The following is a 14,706-nucleotide window of genomic DNA, read 5'->3' as shown; positions in this document are numbered from 1 at the left end:
CGCCCACCCCCAGGAGTATCCCATGGCCAAGACTATGAAAGCCGCCGTCGTTCGCCAGTTCGGCAAGCCCCTCGTGATCGAGGAGGTTCCGGTGCCAACGCCTGGAGCCGGCCAGATCCTCGTCAAGATCGCCGCCACCGGCGTATGCCACACCGACCTGCATGCCGCCGAAGGCGATTGGCCGGTGAAGCCCAAGCCTCCCTTCATTCCCGGCCACGAGGGTGTCGGGCACGTCGTGGCGGTCGGATCGGGCGTCAGACATATCAAGGAAGGCGACCGCGTCGGCGTGCCTTGGCTCTATACCGCCTGCGGCCACTGCAGACACTGCCTGGGCGGATGGGAAACGCTTTGCGAGGAGCAGCAAAACACTGGTTATTCAGTGAACGGCAGCTTTGCCGAATACGTCCTTGCCGATCCCAACTATGTCGGTCATCTGCCGGATAATGTATCATTCACGGATATCGCGCCGATCCTGTGCGCGGGCGTCACCGTCTACAAGGGCCTCAAGGTCACGGACACCAAGCCTGGCGACTGGGTGGTGATCTCGGGCATCGGCGGCCTCGGTCACCTGGCGGTCCAATATGCCAAGGCCATGGGGCTGAACGTCATCGCCGTGGACATCGACGATGCGAAGCTCGATCTCGCCAAAAGCCTCGGCGCCGCGCTGGCCGTTAACGCGCGATTGGCCGATCCCGCCGCCTTCGTCAAGAAGGAGGTCGGAGGCGCTCAGGGAGTTCTGGTCACCGCCGTGTCGCCGAAAGCATTCGAGCAGGCGCTCGGAATGGTCGGCCGCGGAGGAACGGTATCGCTCAATGGCTTGCCTCCAGGCGACTTCCCACTGTCGATCTTCGATACCGTGCTCAACGGCGTGACCGTCCGCGGTTCAATCGTCGGGACCCGGCTCGACCTGCAGGAAGCCCTGGACTTCGCGAGGGATGGGAAGGTCAAGGCGACGATCGCGACCGAGCAGCTCGAGAACATCAACGACATCTTCTCGCGCATGCACAAGGGCGACATCCAGGGCCGTATCGTCATCGACTTCGAAAAGGAGGCCTGAGGCACAAGCGGCTGCAACTTCAAAACGCGAGTTCAGCCGCTCGATTGCCCCGCTCATAACTCGTCGCCATACGCAAGGCGCTGACCCTCGTGGCGGAAACGACCGCGAGAGCAACGAAGAAGAGGATGCCGGGGTCGGCGCTACCGCCGGATACCGAGTTTGCTATTATCCCGGCCAACGAGGCGTTCCTGATGCTCGTCACGACCGCAGCTTTCTCAGGCGCCACCCATTGTTGCACCCCGCTCAATCCCCTCGCCAGAACACCAAGTAGCATCGCCATCATCAGCGACCCGAAGAAACCGAGCTGGGACAGAACTGCAATCGGCCAGCTTGATGCCCTCGAGCTGCCGAACCCAACTCCAAGTCCGCTGGTGTCGACGAAGGACTGCAGGCTTTTGACATTCCAATAGGTCCGCTCATGCCCCGAGGCGGAATCGGCCTTGTTGATGATCGTGCTGTTGACAAGCCTGACGAGGGGATCCAGCGCGTCGGCGCGGTAGAGACTGATACCCATAACAGTGACCACGCCCATCACCATGAGGACGGCAATCAGCACCTCTTCCCGCTCGATCTTTCCCCGGAGAACCGATGCCGACATCGATAGGGCGACCGGGATGCACAGCAAAACGAGGCCGACATAGGCCGTGGAAGACGTCGAGAGAATGATCAGAAAAAGCAGGATGCCCGACAGCCACCGAGCAAGACGCGACTTGGCCATTCTCCAGTACGTGTAGCTGAATGCCAGGCAAGCCAGAGACGCGGCTGCGAACGAAGAAGCCTCGGAGAACGGTCCTGTAATGCGTGCGAAACCGGCCTCGTAAGCACCGTTTATTATCACGTAGTTGGCAGTTCTGATCGGGGCAAGCACGTCACCCAAGCCTGTACTCTTGCCCACAAAATCGATCAATCCCATGCCGGCATGCAGGCTGCACCACAAGAGGAAACCGCGGCGCAGTTGGTCGATCCTGTCCGCGTGCAGCAGGAGAGTGCATAGCGCCACCGTTGTGAGCCCGCCGAGAATGAAGTAGCCCGCCTGAGAGATATTGCCCGAAACCGGGGCCAGCGAGGCTTCCACCACGGCGCCGCGCATCTTGGACTGGACAAAGACGGTTGTCTGCCCGGCAAAGAACCTTGGGAACAGCCACGCTCCGATCATCGCGTAAACCATCAGGCTCGCGAGAATCCAGACTGTGCGGATGCTACCGAACACGCTCCCGAGGTCGAACCATATACGCCGTCTCGCGGCGACGGCGGCGATCAACAGAGCCTCGAATAAGGTATAGATGAGGGGCGACGACCCACCCAAGAAGGTGAGGGTCATGACGGCCGTAGCGCCGAACGCCTGCGAAGCAATCAGCCCGATAATCAGCATTCCACGCGAATAGTAAGCAATGGCCAGAACAGCTGCGCATACCAGCAGACCCGGCAAGGAAACCTGCATTGCTGATCGGTCCTCCGCCTTCGGTTGGTCGCGGCGATGTTGACGAATGACGCTACTCGATGATCCATCTTTCGACAGCGACGTACCTCGGGCAAGAGAGCCAAATGGCGTAGTCCTGGATCCCACAGCAAGCCGTCTTGCGCGGCACGTCCCATAGCGCAGCGGTGCTGAGACAGGTGAGGCAGAGATAGGTCATTGAGCCGGTTGCCGATGGTGTCCGCTTCTGCGGAGAGACATGCGCGTTCGAGCGGCGGGCACTTTTCGATCCCGGCCTACTCCTTCCTGCAAACGGCTAATTGGCGAGGGCACACTAAAGAACGCCTCGACGGCGGTGAGCCTGCCACTTATACACAGTTTGCGGGCACGTATCTGCTTACAATCGAAAAACGTCGTGTTAAATGGAGACTAATGGGAGTTCTGGATAACGGGGTGGGTTCTCTAGAAGTTCCAGAAGGAGGAGGATAAGCAGTATGACCACCCCGGTTGTACGTAGCGCATTTGGTCCAAAGCAGGTGAAGCAACTCAAGGAAATCTATGAGTTGGCGCGGTCTGTGACCGCTAGGTACCCTGAAACCCACGTTGCCAACAGGGCCGCCAAGAAGCTGATCGACGCCTTCGAAGCCTTGACCCTCGGCGATGAAACCGGCGGCCGCTGGCTGAGCGAGACAGACCCTCAGGGAAACGCCTGAGGCCTAGAGCTTCAATTCTACCAGCGTCTATCCGCCTGTCAGCCACGCTGGCAGGCGGATTGCTATTTTCTACCTTGATGGTGTGTCGCCCGATTCAAAAGCGATAGGGGAGCCACTGGGGCGGGCGAGTGGCTCCCCTACCCTGTCTTCGCTTTATCCGCAGACAGACCGCGTAAGCCCGGGCAGACGCTGGCAAGCCCGATGTTCGACCTGAGAAATGCATGTCGTCAAGGAAGCCTTTGGGGTGAAACACCGCAGAGGTCTACCGGGCCAGCTTCCGCCTATAGGATGAGCGTGATGGCTGCGGCATCAGGAACTGCTCGCCTGGCCCGAACCGATCCAAACCGGCCACCCACATTTGCAGCGGAACCGATTCGAGCCTTTCTAGAAATCGCGGGAACAAAAAATTATCAAAAAGTTAACCTAAATTAGCACCGGTTTGAGAAGCATAAATTACTCAATTCTAGGTGGCAAAGGGGAGAGACGATGAGCGCTCTAGCTGGAGAAGTCCGGCAGGGCCTTCGCGAGGGGTTAATCAGAAAACTTCAATAAACCTGTGAATTTGAGGGGCTATGTCGGCCGTCACGAAGGCGGTCTCGTTGGGCAAAAGTTGGGGTACGGGTATGAGTTCTGCAATCGAACTGCATAATTTCGCTTCGACAAATCAACCTGAAATTTCGTCGAACGCTGTAAGGGGTGATGAAAAAGCAGACAAAGGGTGCCTGCTTATTTTAGACGGGAGGGCCTTGGACCGCGAGTGTCTTGCTTCGGCCCTTGAGGATCATGATCTTGGCATGGCCGTTGCCGCTATGGGCACGATCGAAGAATGGCGCAGAAACAGGGACCGCCACCCGCCACTGGCCGCAATTCTATTCAATCTTGGCGGTCGCAAAGTTACCGATCACTGCATTGCGGATGAGATAAGGCTCATCTCATCTGAGTTCAAATCGGTTGCGGTAGTACTTCTTTCCGACACTGACGACCTTGGCCAGATCTTGGCGGCCCTTGAATGCGGCGCGCGTGGATACATTCCGACTTCCGTCGGCATCGACGTCTGCGTTGAAGCCGTCAACCTTGCAGCTGCCGGCGGCATCTTTGTACCGGCCAGCAGCGTGTTGGCCATGCGGCATCTGATCGATTCAGGCAGCCGCGACGCGCGTCCGTTGACGACTATGTTTACGCACCGCCAAGCTGAAGTGGCTCAGGCGCTTCGGCGCGGGAAGGCTAACAAAATCATAGCTTACGAACTTAACTTGCGCGAAAGCACCGTGAAGGTTCACATCCGGAACATCATGAAGAAGCTGAAGGCGACCAACAGGACTGAGGTCGCTTACAAGGTCAACGACCTTTTCGGAGACGGCGCTCCCGGCGCAGAATAATAACGGTTCAGACAGCCCGCCAGGGAGCCTTCCCGGCGGGCCGTAGTATTGTGCGGACTGTCCTCGCCATTTGGCTATTTCGCCGGTGGTGGGCGCCTTGTTTGCACCATTGATGATCGCCAATACAGTCTCTGTTATCCACCATAAGTGCTAATCCGCAGCCTTATGGTGATCGAGAAATTCTGAACCAGACATGTAGACTTTCCGAGAGGCTGGAGTGTCATAGATGTCCGAGCAGGATCTTCGTTTCCGCAAATCCATCCGCTTGCAGGATCGCGCGCGCCGATTGGTCCCGGGTGGGTGCCACACTTACGCCAAGGGCGACGACCAGTATCCTGTTCTGGCGCCGGGTTTTATCGAACATGGTCTCGGGTGCCATGTCTGGGACGTCGACGGCAACGAATACATCGAATATGGCATGGGCAACCGGTCCGTTGGACTCGGGCATGCCTACCCGACCGTGCTGAGAGCGGTTGAGGCAGCGTTGAGTGGCGGTTCCAATTTCACGCGACCAGCAAGGATCGAAGTCGACTGCGCCGAGACGTTTCTGGAGCTTATCGGCGCGCAGATGGTAAAGTTCTGCAAGGATGGCTCGGATGCGACATCCGGAGCGGTGCGCCTTGCCCGCGCATATACGGGCCGCGACCTCGTGGCCTGCTGCGCCGATCATCCATTCTTCTCGACGGACGATTGGTTCATCGGAACGACACCGATGAATGCCGGCATTCCGGAGGTGGTCCGAAATCTCACCGTCACCTTTCGTTACAACGACATCGCCAGTGTAAGAGATCTGTTCGATCGATATCCGGGCAAGCTCGCAGCCTTGATCCTCGAGCCGTCCCGCGGCGATGACCCGGCAGACGGCTTCCTGCACGAGGTTCAGCGGCTTTGCAGGGAAAAAGGGGCGCTGCTCATCCTCGACGAGATGATAACCGGATTCCGATGGCATGCCGCCGGAGCCCAGAAACTCTATGGCATCGAACCGGACTTGACGACGTTCGGCAAGGCACTTGGCAATGGCTTCTCGGTCTCTGCCTTGGCAGGCAAGCGCGAATACATGCGGCTTGGCGGCCTGGAGCATACGGACCGCCCGAGGGTATTTCTGCTGTCAACCACGCACGGCGCCGAGACCCATGCGCTCGCGGCAGCCATAGCGACCATGCGAACATATCAGAGCGAGCCTGTCATCGAGCACCTTCACGTTCAAGGGACAAAGCTCAAGGAGGGAATTACGGAGGCTGCCCGTCGGCACGGCGTGGATAGCCACTTCAAGGTTGTCGGCCGCCCCTGTTGCCTGGCATTTGCCACGCTTGACCCCAACGGCAAGCCGTCGCAGGCATACCGGTCGCTTTTTCTCCAGGAAACGATCAAACGCGGGGTACTGATGCCATCTCTGGTTGTCAGCTATACCCACGACAACACCGCGATCTCCAAGACCATAGAGGCAGTTGACAGCGCATTGGCCGTGTATGCGCAGGCTTTGGAATCGGGGACAGACCGGTTCCTGGTCGGACGCCCGTCCCAGGTAGTCTTCCGGCGATTTAACGAGGGCGGCGAGGTGCGGATTTCCGCGGCGGCGAGCTAAGCCGAATAGCGTGCGGCTTCCCCGCGCGCGAATTGGGAAACCCCCAAATTGACAGAACCGTATCGAGCGCCGGATTAGAAAAGCTTGGCTTTTCTTACTGTGAACGCTTCGGCGAAATGCTCGGGCGCCCTACATTCCATTCCGCGCAGTCTGGCAAGCCCCGCGAATGTGTCACGGTCGAACCAATCCTTGGAACGTTGCGTCCCGAAGTGCTGATGGAGAAGTTCAACCTTGCGTTCCAGCACGTCGGCCGTAAGCGGAACATATGCATTCGGCTGACCGAGGTCGCCATCCCACTTCGGTATCTCATACTCGAGCACCAGATGGTCGCGGAAGACGTTCCAAGTCAGCTGATTGACTTCCCGATGGTCCTGATGGGCATCGAACCTGGCGTGTGTGAGCACTATGTCGGGATTGACCCGTGACCTCACATCGATCAACCAGTGTTTTATCGATCGGCTATGGACTGGGAAGTAGCTGTCTTCAAAATCCGCAACCTCTACCTTGGACGCGTTCGATCCTTCGAGGAAGGCCTCGGCCGATGCCCTGGCCTCAGCGGATCGCTGACCGCCGCCGCTCAACACGCACCAATGGACGTCGAGTTTCACTCCTGAAGCGATCAGGGTGAGTATCGTACCTCCGGCGCCTATTTCGATGTCGTCGGAATGGGCTCCCAAGCACAGGACGGAGAGTTGCTCCCCTCGGCGCGCGAGGCCAAGCCCCTTCATGATGCAGCCATCACCATGCCGCGCTTGATCTTCTCGGCCACGATCTTGCGGTTCCAGGGCATGTCGCCTTTTTCGACCATGTCCTCGAGCGATTGCCAATCGCGCAGCGTATCCATCGAGCGCCAGAACCCTTCGTGTTTGTAAGCCATCAGCATGTTGTCATCGATCAGTCGCTTGAACGGCTCGACGACAAGTTCCTCGCCGTCGCGCATGTAGTCGAAGATTTCCGGCCGGAACACGAAGTACCCACCATTGATCCAGATCTCGGACGTATCCGTCGTGCGGAACTCACGCACACGGCCATCTTCCGCGATATCGGCCAGGTGATATGTCAGGGGCGCCCTCACGGCGAGGAAGCAGCCAATCTTGCCGCTTGCCTCGAATTTCGCGATTACGTCGTCGAGATCTACGTTGGTCAAGCCGTCAGAGTAGTTGGCCAGGAACATCCTCTCATTCCTGACATGCTCCCTGGCGGCCCAAAGTCGCTCGCCAATGTTGCGCCAGATGCCCGTGTCGAGCAGGGTAATGCTCCAGTCCTTTGGAGTGTCACCGAGCAGCTTAACATCCCGACCGCCTTGCGTGACGACGCAGTCAGAAAAGGTCTGCGGTCTGGTGTTCAAGAAAAAGTCCTTGATGGCGTTGGCCTTGTAGCCGAGGCAGAGGACAAACTCATCATGTCCGTATTCGCTGTACCACTGCATCACGTGGCGCAGGATCGGCTGATGCCCGAGCGGAATCATCGGTTTCGGTATGCTGTCCGAATAGTCGCGAATGCGCGTGCCGCGGCCACCACAGAAAAGGACGACTTTCATCTCGGCAACTCCGATGGATCGATCACTGTCACGAAGGGAATTGGCACCACGAATTTCGCGCCCCAGCCGGCGACGTGATGCATCTGCCTGATGATTTCGTCCTTCAAGTTCCATGGAAGGATGAGGATGTAGTCCGGCTTGGCATGGTCGATCGCGTCGATCGGTCTGATCGGGATGTGCATGCCGGGCGTGAAACGACCGTGCTTGTAGGGGTTTCGATCGACCGTGAAGTCGAGGAAATCAGGGCCGATTGCGCAGTAGTTGAGCAGCGTGTTGCCTTTGCCGGGCGCGCCATAGCCGCAAATCTTCTTCCCTTCGTTCTTGGCCGAGATCAGGAATGCAAGCAGGTCCCGCTTCGCGCGCTGAGCCTTCTCGCCGAAAGAGGCGTAGGTCGCCATCTCCGTCAGCCCATGTCGCTTTTCACGGTCGAGCAGTTGGCCAACGCGGTCGTTTACGGTCCAACTGCTTTCCTCGTTGGCGAGATAGACGCGTAGCGAGCCGCCATGGGTCGGCAATTCCTCGACGTCGATCAGCCGCAGTCCGTGGCGACTGGCCATCAGATCGATGGTCAACAACGAGAAGTATGAAAAGTGCTCATGGTAGATTGTGTCGAACTGGTTCTCGGCCATCAGTCGTTCGATGTGCGGGAACTCGAGGGTGACGACACCTTCCGGGTTGAGCAGGACCTTCATTCCGGCGACAAAGTCGTTGAGGTCCGGCACCTGCGCCAGAACGTTGTTGCCGATGATGAGGTCGGCGCGCAGGCCTTCGGCCACCATCTGGAGAGCCAGGCGAACCCCGAAGAAATCGATCCTGGTCGGCACGCCTTTCTCAAGCGCAGCGCGCGCAACATTGGCGGCCGGCTCTACACCAAGAACAGGAACACCGAGCGGCTGGAAGTGCTGGAGCAGATAGCCGTCGTTGCTGGCAAGCTCCACCGCCAGGCTGCCGGAGCCAAGGCCGAGACGTGTTGTGATCGCCTCGCAATAGGCTTTCGCGTGAGCCACCCAACTTGTCGAGAAAGAAGAGAAATATGCGTACTCGCTGAAGATGGTTTCGGGGCTCATGTACTCCTTGAGCTGCACCAGATAGCAGGTGTCGCAAACCAGGACGTTAAGGGGATAGTATAATTCCATCTGGTCCAGCTGGTCGGCCCGTAGAAAGCTCTCGCAAGGCGGTGACATTCCGAGATCGACCAGCGGATGCCGCAGACGCGAACCACAAAGCCTGCAGCCGACACCGCGGTGTATCGCGTTTTGATCGCGGACGACTTCGACGGCTTGAATGTTCATTAGCTGCTCCTTGTCCGCCTGGCTGAAGAAAGGTGGAGGCGAGGTGGTCTGACGATGAACCTGCTGCCGCCTCGCCTCCCTGGAATGTTACGGAAGCCTAAGGCGGTGCGCCTTCGAGTTCGATTTGCCAATGCGTCGGCTGCCTTAATCCTTAAAGGGCAAGTGGGTGAGGCAATGGCGCCACCAGGCAAACCGAATGAGTAGGATCGCCTATCCGGCATACCGCTATCGATGATGCCGTCTAACGCTTAGGTAGCTCTTCCGGTCAGTACTCGCTATGCCAAGAATCCCCTCAGTTTTTGCCTGCCAAAGGGGCTTCAGGCGACATGCAGTTTGCCGAGACCGAATTGAAAGGTGTGTGGCTGATCGAGCCGACACCCGTGGTCGACGATCGAGGCTCCTTTACGCGCCTGTTCTGCGAAAAGGAGATGGCCGATTGCGGTTTGGCGACGCGCTTTGTCCAGCACAGCCGGGCACATTCGGTCAAAAAAGGAACGCTGCGGGGATTACATTTTCAGGAAGACCCCTATGCCGAGGTGAAACTGGTCTCCTGCGTCCGCGGCGCAATTTATGATGTCGTGGTGGACATGCGCGCGAACTCGCCGACGCGTTACCATTGGTTGGGCTTCGAACTGACGCCCGCGAACATGAGGCAAGTCTATATTCCCGCCGGATTCGCACATGGGCTCCAGACTCTTACTGACGATACCGAGGTTTCGTACCTGATATCGCAGTTCTACACGCCGCATGCATCGACAGGCGTTCGGTACAACGATCCCGCCTTTTCAATAAATTGGCCCTTGATGCCGACCGCGATGTCGGAAAGGGACAGCACATGGCCCCTGGTCAAGCAGCGGATCGCCATCGAGGCCTTATAAGGCCGCAGCCAAGAGCCCATGCTCCGACAGCAGCCTCGCAGCGGCTGCCAACTCCTTGAACGACAGGCCGGAGCGCTCGGCCATCGACAAAAGCGAGTGTTTCCCGTCAGCGAGATTGAGTACCCAGAGCAGAGACATCGAGGTTATGCCCGACGACTTCTCCCCTCCCAAGGCGGCGTAAAGGCCGCGCCGGCCGAGTTGGGGTTCACCCTTGGGGCAGAGATTCGACGGTGTCCAGTCTTCCTCGACGATGTCGATCACGTCGTTCAGGATACGGAACGAGCTCTCCAAGCAGTCCGGCTTGATGAAGTCGAGGTTGTCGACCGACGTATGGTACTCGGGGAAGGTTCCGTGGACACTACGCTGGAACATGCCAACGGGGAGATTGAAGCCCGGCGAACAATATTGCCGCTCATCGTAGCCGTAAGGGGAGAAATCGATCAATTTCGCACCGTCTTCGCGGCCGAGCACATTTGCCATGGCGCGGTCAATGAAGGCGTCGCCTCGGCGACTGCGCTTGTATGCGGGGCATCCGGCATCGCCCACGCATGACAGCACCAAACCATGGTCGATGAGTTCCACGCGGTCCTCGTTTCGGGACAGCCATGTCAGCGCGCCGATCGTCCCCGGAGCAAAGAGGAAACGGTAGCTGTACTTTGTCTTCCTGGTGCTCAGGATCCTCGCCAGCGTTGCGAGCAGAGCGAGGCCCGAACAGTTATCGTTGGCAAGTGACGGATGGCATATATGGGCTGAAAGAAGGAACTCCCGCTCGGTCTGTCCGCGGTGCAGATATTCGCCGTACGTCAAGCTGCCATCCTTGAGCTCCGCATCGATCTCTACCTGGTAGAGACCGTCGGACATCGACATCAGCCGATCATGCGCCATGCAGAACCCCCATGCCGGGGCGTAATAGCTGGTGCGGTAGGGAATCGCTTCCGGCTGCTCGGGCAAGGTATGGATATGCTGTCTCAACTCATTGAGAGGCAGGATACCTTGGAAGGGTAGGCTGTAGTTGACGACGTGGAGGTTGGAGTCGGCAAAATCCACGATCGTCCGCCCATCAGCGGCGGTGATCCTGGCGGACCGGATGGTCCATTCTTTCGGAACAGTCCAGTCGAATACCTGCGTACCGGTGGGCACCTCATGCCGTTGCAAGTCTATGTGCCCAGACAGGATGTCCAAGGTCTCCCGCACGCCATCGCCGGTGATGCTTCTGCAAATCGGAAAAAGCCGTGCGGCCAGGTCATAGATTTCCTGGCCGACCCCGACGGCCGCCGGCGGCGCCGAGCCGATCGCCTCAGGATCCACGTGTTCCATCTGGACTAGCCCGCCGCAGCCTCCAGGGTTCTCGACGCTTCTGGGGCACGCATACGCTCGTCCAGAAGTCCGTTCGCCAACAGATACCTGATGTGGCCGATACGCTGGAAGCGCGGGCCCTCGAATTCCTCAAGAGTGACATTCGATTGCCGATAGGCCCTGTAAAGCTGCTCGGCGCCTTTGCGGGCGTCCCATTGCGGCCTGAAGCCTGGGAGGGCGCGCGCGATTTTCTCGAAGCTCACGCGATAGGAACGTTTGTCGGGGCCGGCATCGGGCGCGAACTCCAGTCGGCAGCGGGGCACCACCTCGGCGACGATCTCGGCGATGTCGCGGATCCTGTAGTTGTGGTCCGTCTGCCCTACATTGAAAGCTTCATTGTGGATGGCGTCTCGCGGTGCCTCAAGGCCGGCGATAAACGCCCGGGAAATATCCTCGATGTGAACGATCGGCCGCCACGGCGTCCCATCGGACTTCAAAAGGATCACGCCTTTGGTCACCGCCCAGGCGACAAGATTGTTCAGTACGATGTCGAAACGGATCCGGGGCGACAGGCCGTAGGCCGTGGCCGGGCGGAAGTAGACCGGTGAGAAGCTTTCGTCGGCCAGTTCGGAAATGTCCCTTTCGGAAAGCACCTTAGACCAGCCATAAGGTGTGACCGGCTTCAGTTCTCCGGTTTCGTCCACCATGTCATCGCCAGCCTGCCCGTAATTGCTGCATGACGAAGCAAAGAGGAAGCGCGACACGCCCGCTTCCTTGGCCGCTCTGGCGAAACGAACGCTGCCCTTGTGGTTAATCTCGTAAGTGATTTCTGGATCGAGATTGGAAAGGGGATCATTCGAAAGAGCAGCCAGGTGGATGACGGCGTCGAAACCTTCGAGATCACGCGGCTTCACGTCTCGCACGTCTTTCTGGATCGACGGAACGGACGCCCGCTCGCCTCCCGCGGCAAAGGTGCAGCGCCGGTAGAGATCGCTGTCATAGCCGGTCACCGAATGCCCCGCGCGAAGCAGCATCGGCACCATCACCGACCCAATATAGCCTTGATGGCCGGTTACCATGACTTTCATCGTGCACCTTTTCTCGACGCTAACAGTCGCGAAAAGGCTACTTGGGCTCAAAGAAGCGGGGGAGGACGCCAATGGGAGATCAGGATGCTCCGTTGGACGAAGCCTTGCCAGCGGCTAAGTCTTTCGGGTAGAGCGCGGTTAATCCTTTGAGAGAATTTCCGCAACGGACCTTGGAGGCCAAGAGCCCGCGGGTCCCGCGAGGTGCTTGCGATGCGCCGCGCTCATAATGCACTGACTATCCCGCGTCGAGATTCTCCGGTTGCATAACGTCAATTGCCAATTGGGCGAGAGCGTCCTCGTATTTCGCGATCTCCCGACGCCGCCTCACCTGGTTGACGAGATAAGAGAGACCGTGGTCGTAAATCCCCTTGGGCGCGGGTAGACCTGTTTCTCTGCTGATCGCGCACAATAACCTATGTTCCCTTGGATCGCAGGTGCGAGCGCGCATGGGAAGGAACTTTCTGGGTCCGGTGTAGTGCCTGACCGTGGCCGTCCGCCAGGCGTGCGTGTGAAGGGCGCATTTCTGCACGTTGAGCGATGCGGGCAGCAGAATGGTGTCGGAATCGAAAGTCATGTTGAAGACGCACTGATCATGCGTCGGGCACGCGCCCATATACGGGCACTGATCGAGGTGTCGTTCGAGGTTTTCCAAGAATCGCCGCTCAGCTTCCGTCTCCCGCCACCTGCGAGAGTTGATCAACATGAGACCGGAATTGAAATAACGGGCAGACAGGCCGGCTGCGCTGCACCGATCGAATATCCGGGGGTCGTAGATCCCAGTGCCGATCGAAAGGTCGAGGCAGGCAGCGGCGATCTGACTGAACCCGGTAACCTGTTCGCAATGAAGATCTCCAAAAGCGAGCACATCTCCATCGAGATAGAGCACGTAGTCGTAAGCTTGAGAGAGTTCCCCGATTGCACGCTCCTTGAGAAGCGCGGTTCCGGTAATGTGCCGATGTTTGCCAGGCCGTTCTCTGATCTCGGGGGTCGGGCGCGCAAAGGGAGCTTCCAGCACACGGATCGTGTGGTTGCGGGACCCAAGGAAATCCTTGAGACGGGCAGGTACGTCTTTGCGGTAGTCGACCTGGAAAAAGTAAAAGTCCAGTGGGCGACTGTGACTGCGGGCGAACGAAGCCACCGAATAGAGGGTTATGTCGTGGTAGTTCGCATCGCAAACATAAGCAGCTGCAATCCTCGGCCAGGACTGCAGCGGCGAACCCGTGCTCGGATTACTCAACATTGGCACTGGCGTCTTTCAGTCGTCCATTCATTGATTGCATAGTGCAGGGGGTAGGCGAGAGTTGGCAGAACGAAGTAGGTGCGCGAGATCGGTCGTAACCCGTTTGAGGAGGATCATCCGAAAACGGCGGGTCTCGGCCATCCCAGTTCATGGCACACCAAGATCGTCATCCTCAGGCACCGGACACTGGGCGAATGCCTAAAATCGACATAGCCATTCCCTGCTATAATCACGGACGGTTCCTCCCCGAATGCATCGCCAGTGTGCTCAGCCAGGGGACGGATGTCCGTGTCCTCATCATCGACAACGCATCAACCGACGGGAGCGAGGATACCGCGCGCCGCCTCGCAACCGCGGACAGCCGTGTCGAGTTGCTCCTGCGAGAACGAAACTTGGGTCCTCACGCTTCGTTCAATACTGGGATCGATTGGGCGGAAAGCGACTACTTTATGATCCTATGCGCTGATGATCTGCTTGCTCCGGGCTGTCTCAAGCGAGCACTGTCGGCATTGGAAGCCAATGCCGACGTTGCTCTTGCCTACGGCGGCCAAGTCATCTGGGAGGAGCCCAATCCGTGTCCCGTGCCAGCGGCCATCGATGGAGCAGTGCACGCCAGCTTGGTCTCCGGACGGCAATTTGTCGAGATATTATCGATGCCGCACAAGCCGATTGGAACCGGTTCGTTCGTGGTCAGAACGTCAGTTCAGAAACAAGTCGGATACTATCGGCCGGAGCTTTACTACACTGACGACCTGGAAATGCTGCTGCGGCTCGTGTCTTTTGGCAACGCAGCACAGATGGACGCGACACAGGGAATACGCAGGAGACACGGCGAGAACATCTCCGCGGATTGTTGGGGAAGTTGGAAACGCGAACTTCAAGAACTCTTGGCCGCGTTTGAAAGCTTCTTTGCCAACGAAGGGTCCGCCTACCCATGGGGAACCGAGATGCGAAGAAGGGCAAGGCGCAACATCGCGCACCGTGCCTATTGGGCTGGCGTGTCGCACCGTTTGCGAGGCAAGGGCCACGGCGCGGCCGAACTTCTGCAGTTCGCCTGGTCGATCGAACCAGCCACAAGATTCATGCCACCCGTCTCTTACCTGTGGCGGGTCGAAAACGTTGGGCATCTAGTCGCAACTCGGGGGCATGAAATCGCAGCAAGGCTGCTCGCCCGCAGCTGATCGCAGGCGGTTGCGCCGCTCCGCTATCACGGCGGTTATC

13 protein-coding genes are annotated in these 14,706 nt (G+C 58.5%); 6 read left to right on the top strand and 7 right to left on the bottom strand.

The window, feature by feature from the left end; genetic code table 11:
- Positions 1–22: 22 nt before the first annotated feature.
- Positions 23–1,057, top strand: a complete 1,035-nt coding sequence (adhP, locus tag ACR64R_RS01120) for an alcohol dehydrogenase AdhP (protein ID WP_487359861.1) — start codon at positions 23–25, stop codon at positions 1,055–1,057.
- 19 nt (positions 1,058–1,076) lie between these two features.
- Here the strand turns inward: adhP and ACR64R_RS01115 are convergent, their stop codons facing one another.
- On the bottom strand, positions 1,077–2,498 hold the full coding sequence (locus tag ACR64R_RS01115) for a hypothetical protein (protein WP_487359860.1): 1,422 nt from the start codon (positions 2,496–2,498) through the stop codon (positions 1,077–1,079).
- A gap of 470 nt (positions 2,499–2,968) precedes the next feature.
- Between ACR64R_RS01115 and ACR64R_RS01110 the strand changes: the two genes are divergently transcribed.
- From ACR64R_RS01110 to ACR64R_RS01100, 3 genes are all read left to right on the top strand, one after another.
- Positions 2,969–3,187 (top strand): hypothetical protein, encoded by a 219-nt coding sequence (locus tag ACR64R_RS01110; protein WP_487359859.1) that lies wholly within the window; start codon positions 2,969–2,971, stop codon positions 3,185–3,187.
- 623 nt (positions 3,188–3,810) lie between these two features.
- Complete coding sequence (locus tag ACR64R_RS01105) at positions 3,811–4,566, top strand: LuxR C-terminal-related transcriptional regulator (RefSeq protein WP_487359858.1); 756 nt, start codon at positions 3,811–3,813, stop codon at positions 4,564–4,566.
- Positions 4,567–4,792: 226 nt separating this feature from the next.
- Positions 4,793–6,151, top strand: coding sequence for a glutamate-1-semialdehyde 2,1-aminomutase (locus ACR64R_RS01100; RefSeq protein WP_487359857.1), 1,359 nt, complete (start codon positions 4,793–4,795; stop codon positions 6,149–6,151).
- A 74-nt stretch (positions 6,152–6,225) separates the two neighbouring features.
- Here the strand turns inward: ACR64R_RS01100 and ACR64R_RS01095 are convergent, their stop codons facing one another.
- The 3 genes from ACR64R_RS01095 to ACR64R_RS01085 are packed head-to-tail and all read right to left on the bottom strand — an operon-like array spanning position 6,226 to position 8,983.
- Positions 6,226–6,879, bottom strand: a complete 654-nt coding sequence (locus tag ACR64R_RS01095; protein ID WP_487359856.1) for a PIG-L deacetylase family protein — start codon at positions 6,877–6,879, stop codon at positions 6,226–6,228.
- Complete coding sequence (locus ACR64R_RS01090) at positions 6,876–7,691, bottom strand: sugar phosphate nucleotidyltransferase (RefSeq protein ID WP_487359855.1); 816 nt, start codon at positions 7,689–7,691, stop codon at positions 6,876–6,878. The genes ACR64R_RS01095 and ACR64R_RS01090 overlap by 4 nt, the downstream gene beginning before the upstream one ends.
- Positions 7,688–8,983 (bottom strand): methyltransferase domain-containing protein, encoded by a 1,296-nt coding sequence (locus ACR64R_RS01085; RefSeq protein ID WP_487359854.1) that lies wholly within the window; start codon positions 8,981–8,983, stop codon positions 7,688–7,690. The genes ACR64R_RS01090 and ACR64R_RS01085 overlap by 4 nt, the downstream gene beginning before the upstream one ends.
- A 326-nt stretch (positions 8,984–9,309) precedes the next feature.
- On the opposite strand from ACR64R_RS01085, the gene rfbC reads away from it, so the two are divergent.
- Positions 9,310–9,861, top strand: coding sequence for a dTDP-4-dehydrorhamnose 3,5-epimerase (gene rfbC, locus ACR64R_RS01080; RefSeq protein WP_487359853.1), 552 nt, complete (start codon positions 9,310–9,312; stop codon positions 9,859–9,861).
- On the opposite strand, the gene ACR64R_RS01075 is transcribed toward rfbC, so the two are convergent.
- The 3 genes from ACR64R_RS01075 to ACR64R_RS01065 all read right to left on the bottom strand — a co-directional run bounded on the left by ACR64R_RS01075 (position 9,856) and on the right by ACR64R_RS01065 (position 13,485).
- A complete protein-coding gene (locus ACR64R_RS01075; protein ID WP_487359852.1) occupies positions 9,856–11,178 on the bottom strand; it encodes a DUF4910 domain-containing protein in 1,323 nt (440 codons plus the stop codon). The genes rfbC and ACR64R_RS01075 overlap by 6 nt on opposite strands.
- A gap of 5 nt (positions 11,179–11,183) precedes the next feature.
- Complete coding sequence (locus ACR64R_RS01070; protein WP_487362590.1) at positions 11,184–12,245, bottom strand: NAD-dependent epimerase/dehydratase family protein; 1,062 nt, start codon at positions 12,243–12,245, stop codon at positions 11,184–11,186.
- Between the two features lie 235 nt (positions 12,246–12,480).
- Complete coding sequence (locus ACR64R_RS01065; RefSeq protein WP_487359851.1) at positions 12,481–13,485, bottom strand: glycosyltransferase family 8 protein; 1,005 nt, start codon at positions 13,483–13,485, stop codon at positions 12,481–12,483.
- A 194-nt stretch (positions 13,486–13,679) separates the two neighbouring features.
- On the opposite strand from ACR64R_RS01065, the gene ACR64R_RS01060 reads away from it, so the two are divergent.
- On the top strand, positions 13,680–14,666 hold the full coding sequence (locus ACR64R_RS01060) for a glycosyltransferase family 2 protein (protein WP_487359850.1): 987 nt from the start codon (positions 13,680–13,682) through the stop codon (positions 14,664–14,666).
- Positions 14,667–14,706: the final 40 nt, after the last annotated feature.

The sequence above is a fragment of the Mesorhizobium sp. MC2-1-1 genome, from assembly GCF_057597255.1.
This window is presented reverse-complemented; position numbering and strand designations above follow the sequence as displayed.

Excerpts from the sequence above, each read along its gene's own strand:
- ACR64R_RS01070 (WP_487362590.1), bottom strand. The coding sequence starts at position 12,245 with ATGAAAGTCATGGTAACCGGCCATCAAGGCTATATTGGGTCGGTGATG.
- ACR64R_RS01085 (WP_487359854.1), bottom strand. The coding sequence starts at position 8,983 with ATGAACATTCAAGCCGTCGAAGTCGTCCGCGATCAAAACGCGATACAC.
- ACR64R_RS01100 (WP_487359857.1), top strand. The coding sequence starts at position 4,793 with ATGTCCGAGCAGGATCTTCGTTTCCGCAAATCCATCCGCTTGCAGGAT.
- ACR64R_RS01060 (WP_487359850.1), top strand. The coding sequence starts at position 13,680 with ATGCCTAAAATCGACATAGCCATTCCCTGCTATAATCACGGACGGTTC.
- ACR64R_RS01090 (WP_487359855.1), bottom strand. The coding sequence starts at position 7,691 with ATGAAAGTCGTCCTTTTCTGTGGTGGCCGCGGCACGCGCATTCGCGAC.
- rfbC (WP_487359853.1), top strand. The coding sequence starts at position 9,310 with ATGCAGTTTGCCGAGACCGAATTGAAAGGTGTGTGGCTGATCGAGCCG.
- adhP (WP_487359861.1), top strand. The coding sequence starts at position 23 with ATGGCCAAGACTATGAAAGCCGCCGTCGTTCGCCAGTTCGGCAAGCCC.
- ACR64R_RS01115 (WP_487359860.1), bottom strand. The coding sequence starts at position 2,498 with ATGCAGGTTTCCTTGCCGGGTCTGCTGGTATGCGCAGCTGTTCTGGCC.
- ACR64R_RS01075 (WP_487359852.1), bottom strand. The coding sequence starts at position 11,178 with ATGGAACACGTGGATCCTGAGGCGATCGGCTCGGCGCCGCCGGCGGCC.
- ACR64R_RS01110 (WP_487359859.1), top strand. The coding sequence starts at position 2,969 with ATGACCACCCCGGTTGTACGTAGCGCATTTGGTCCAAAGCAGGTGAAG.
- ACR64R_RS01095 (WP_487359856.1), bottom strand. The coding sequence starts at position 6,879 with ATGAAGGGGCTTGGCCTCGCGCGCCGAGGGGAGCAACTCTCCGTCCTG.
- ACR64R_RS01065 (WP_487359851.1), bottom strand. The coding sequence starts at position 13,485 with ATGTTGAGTAATCCGAGCACGGGTTCGCCGCTGCAGTCCTGGCCGAGG.
- ACR64R_RS01105 (WP_487359858.1), top strand. The coding sequence starts at position 3,811 with ATGAGTTCTGCAATCGAACTGCATAATTTCGCTTCGACAAATCAACCT.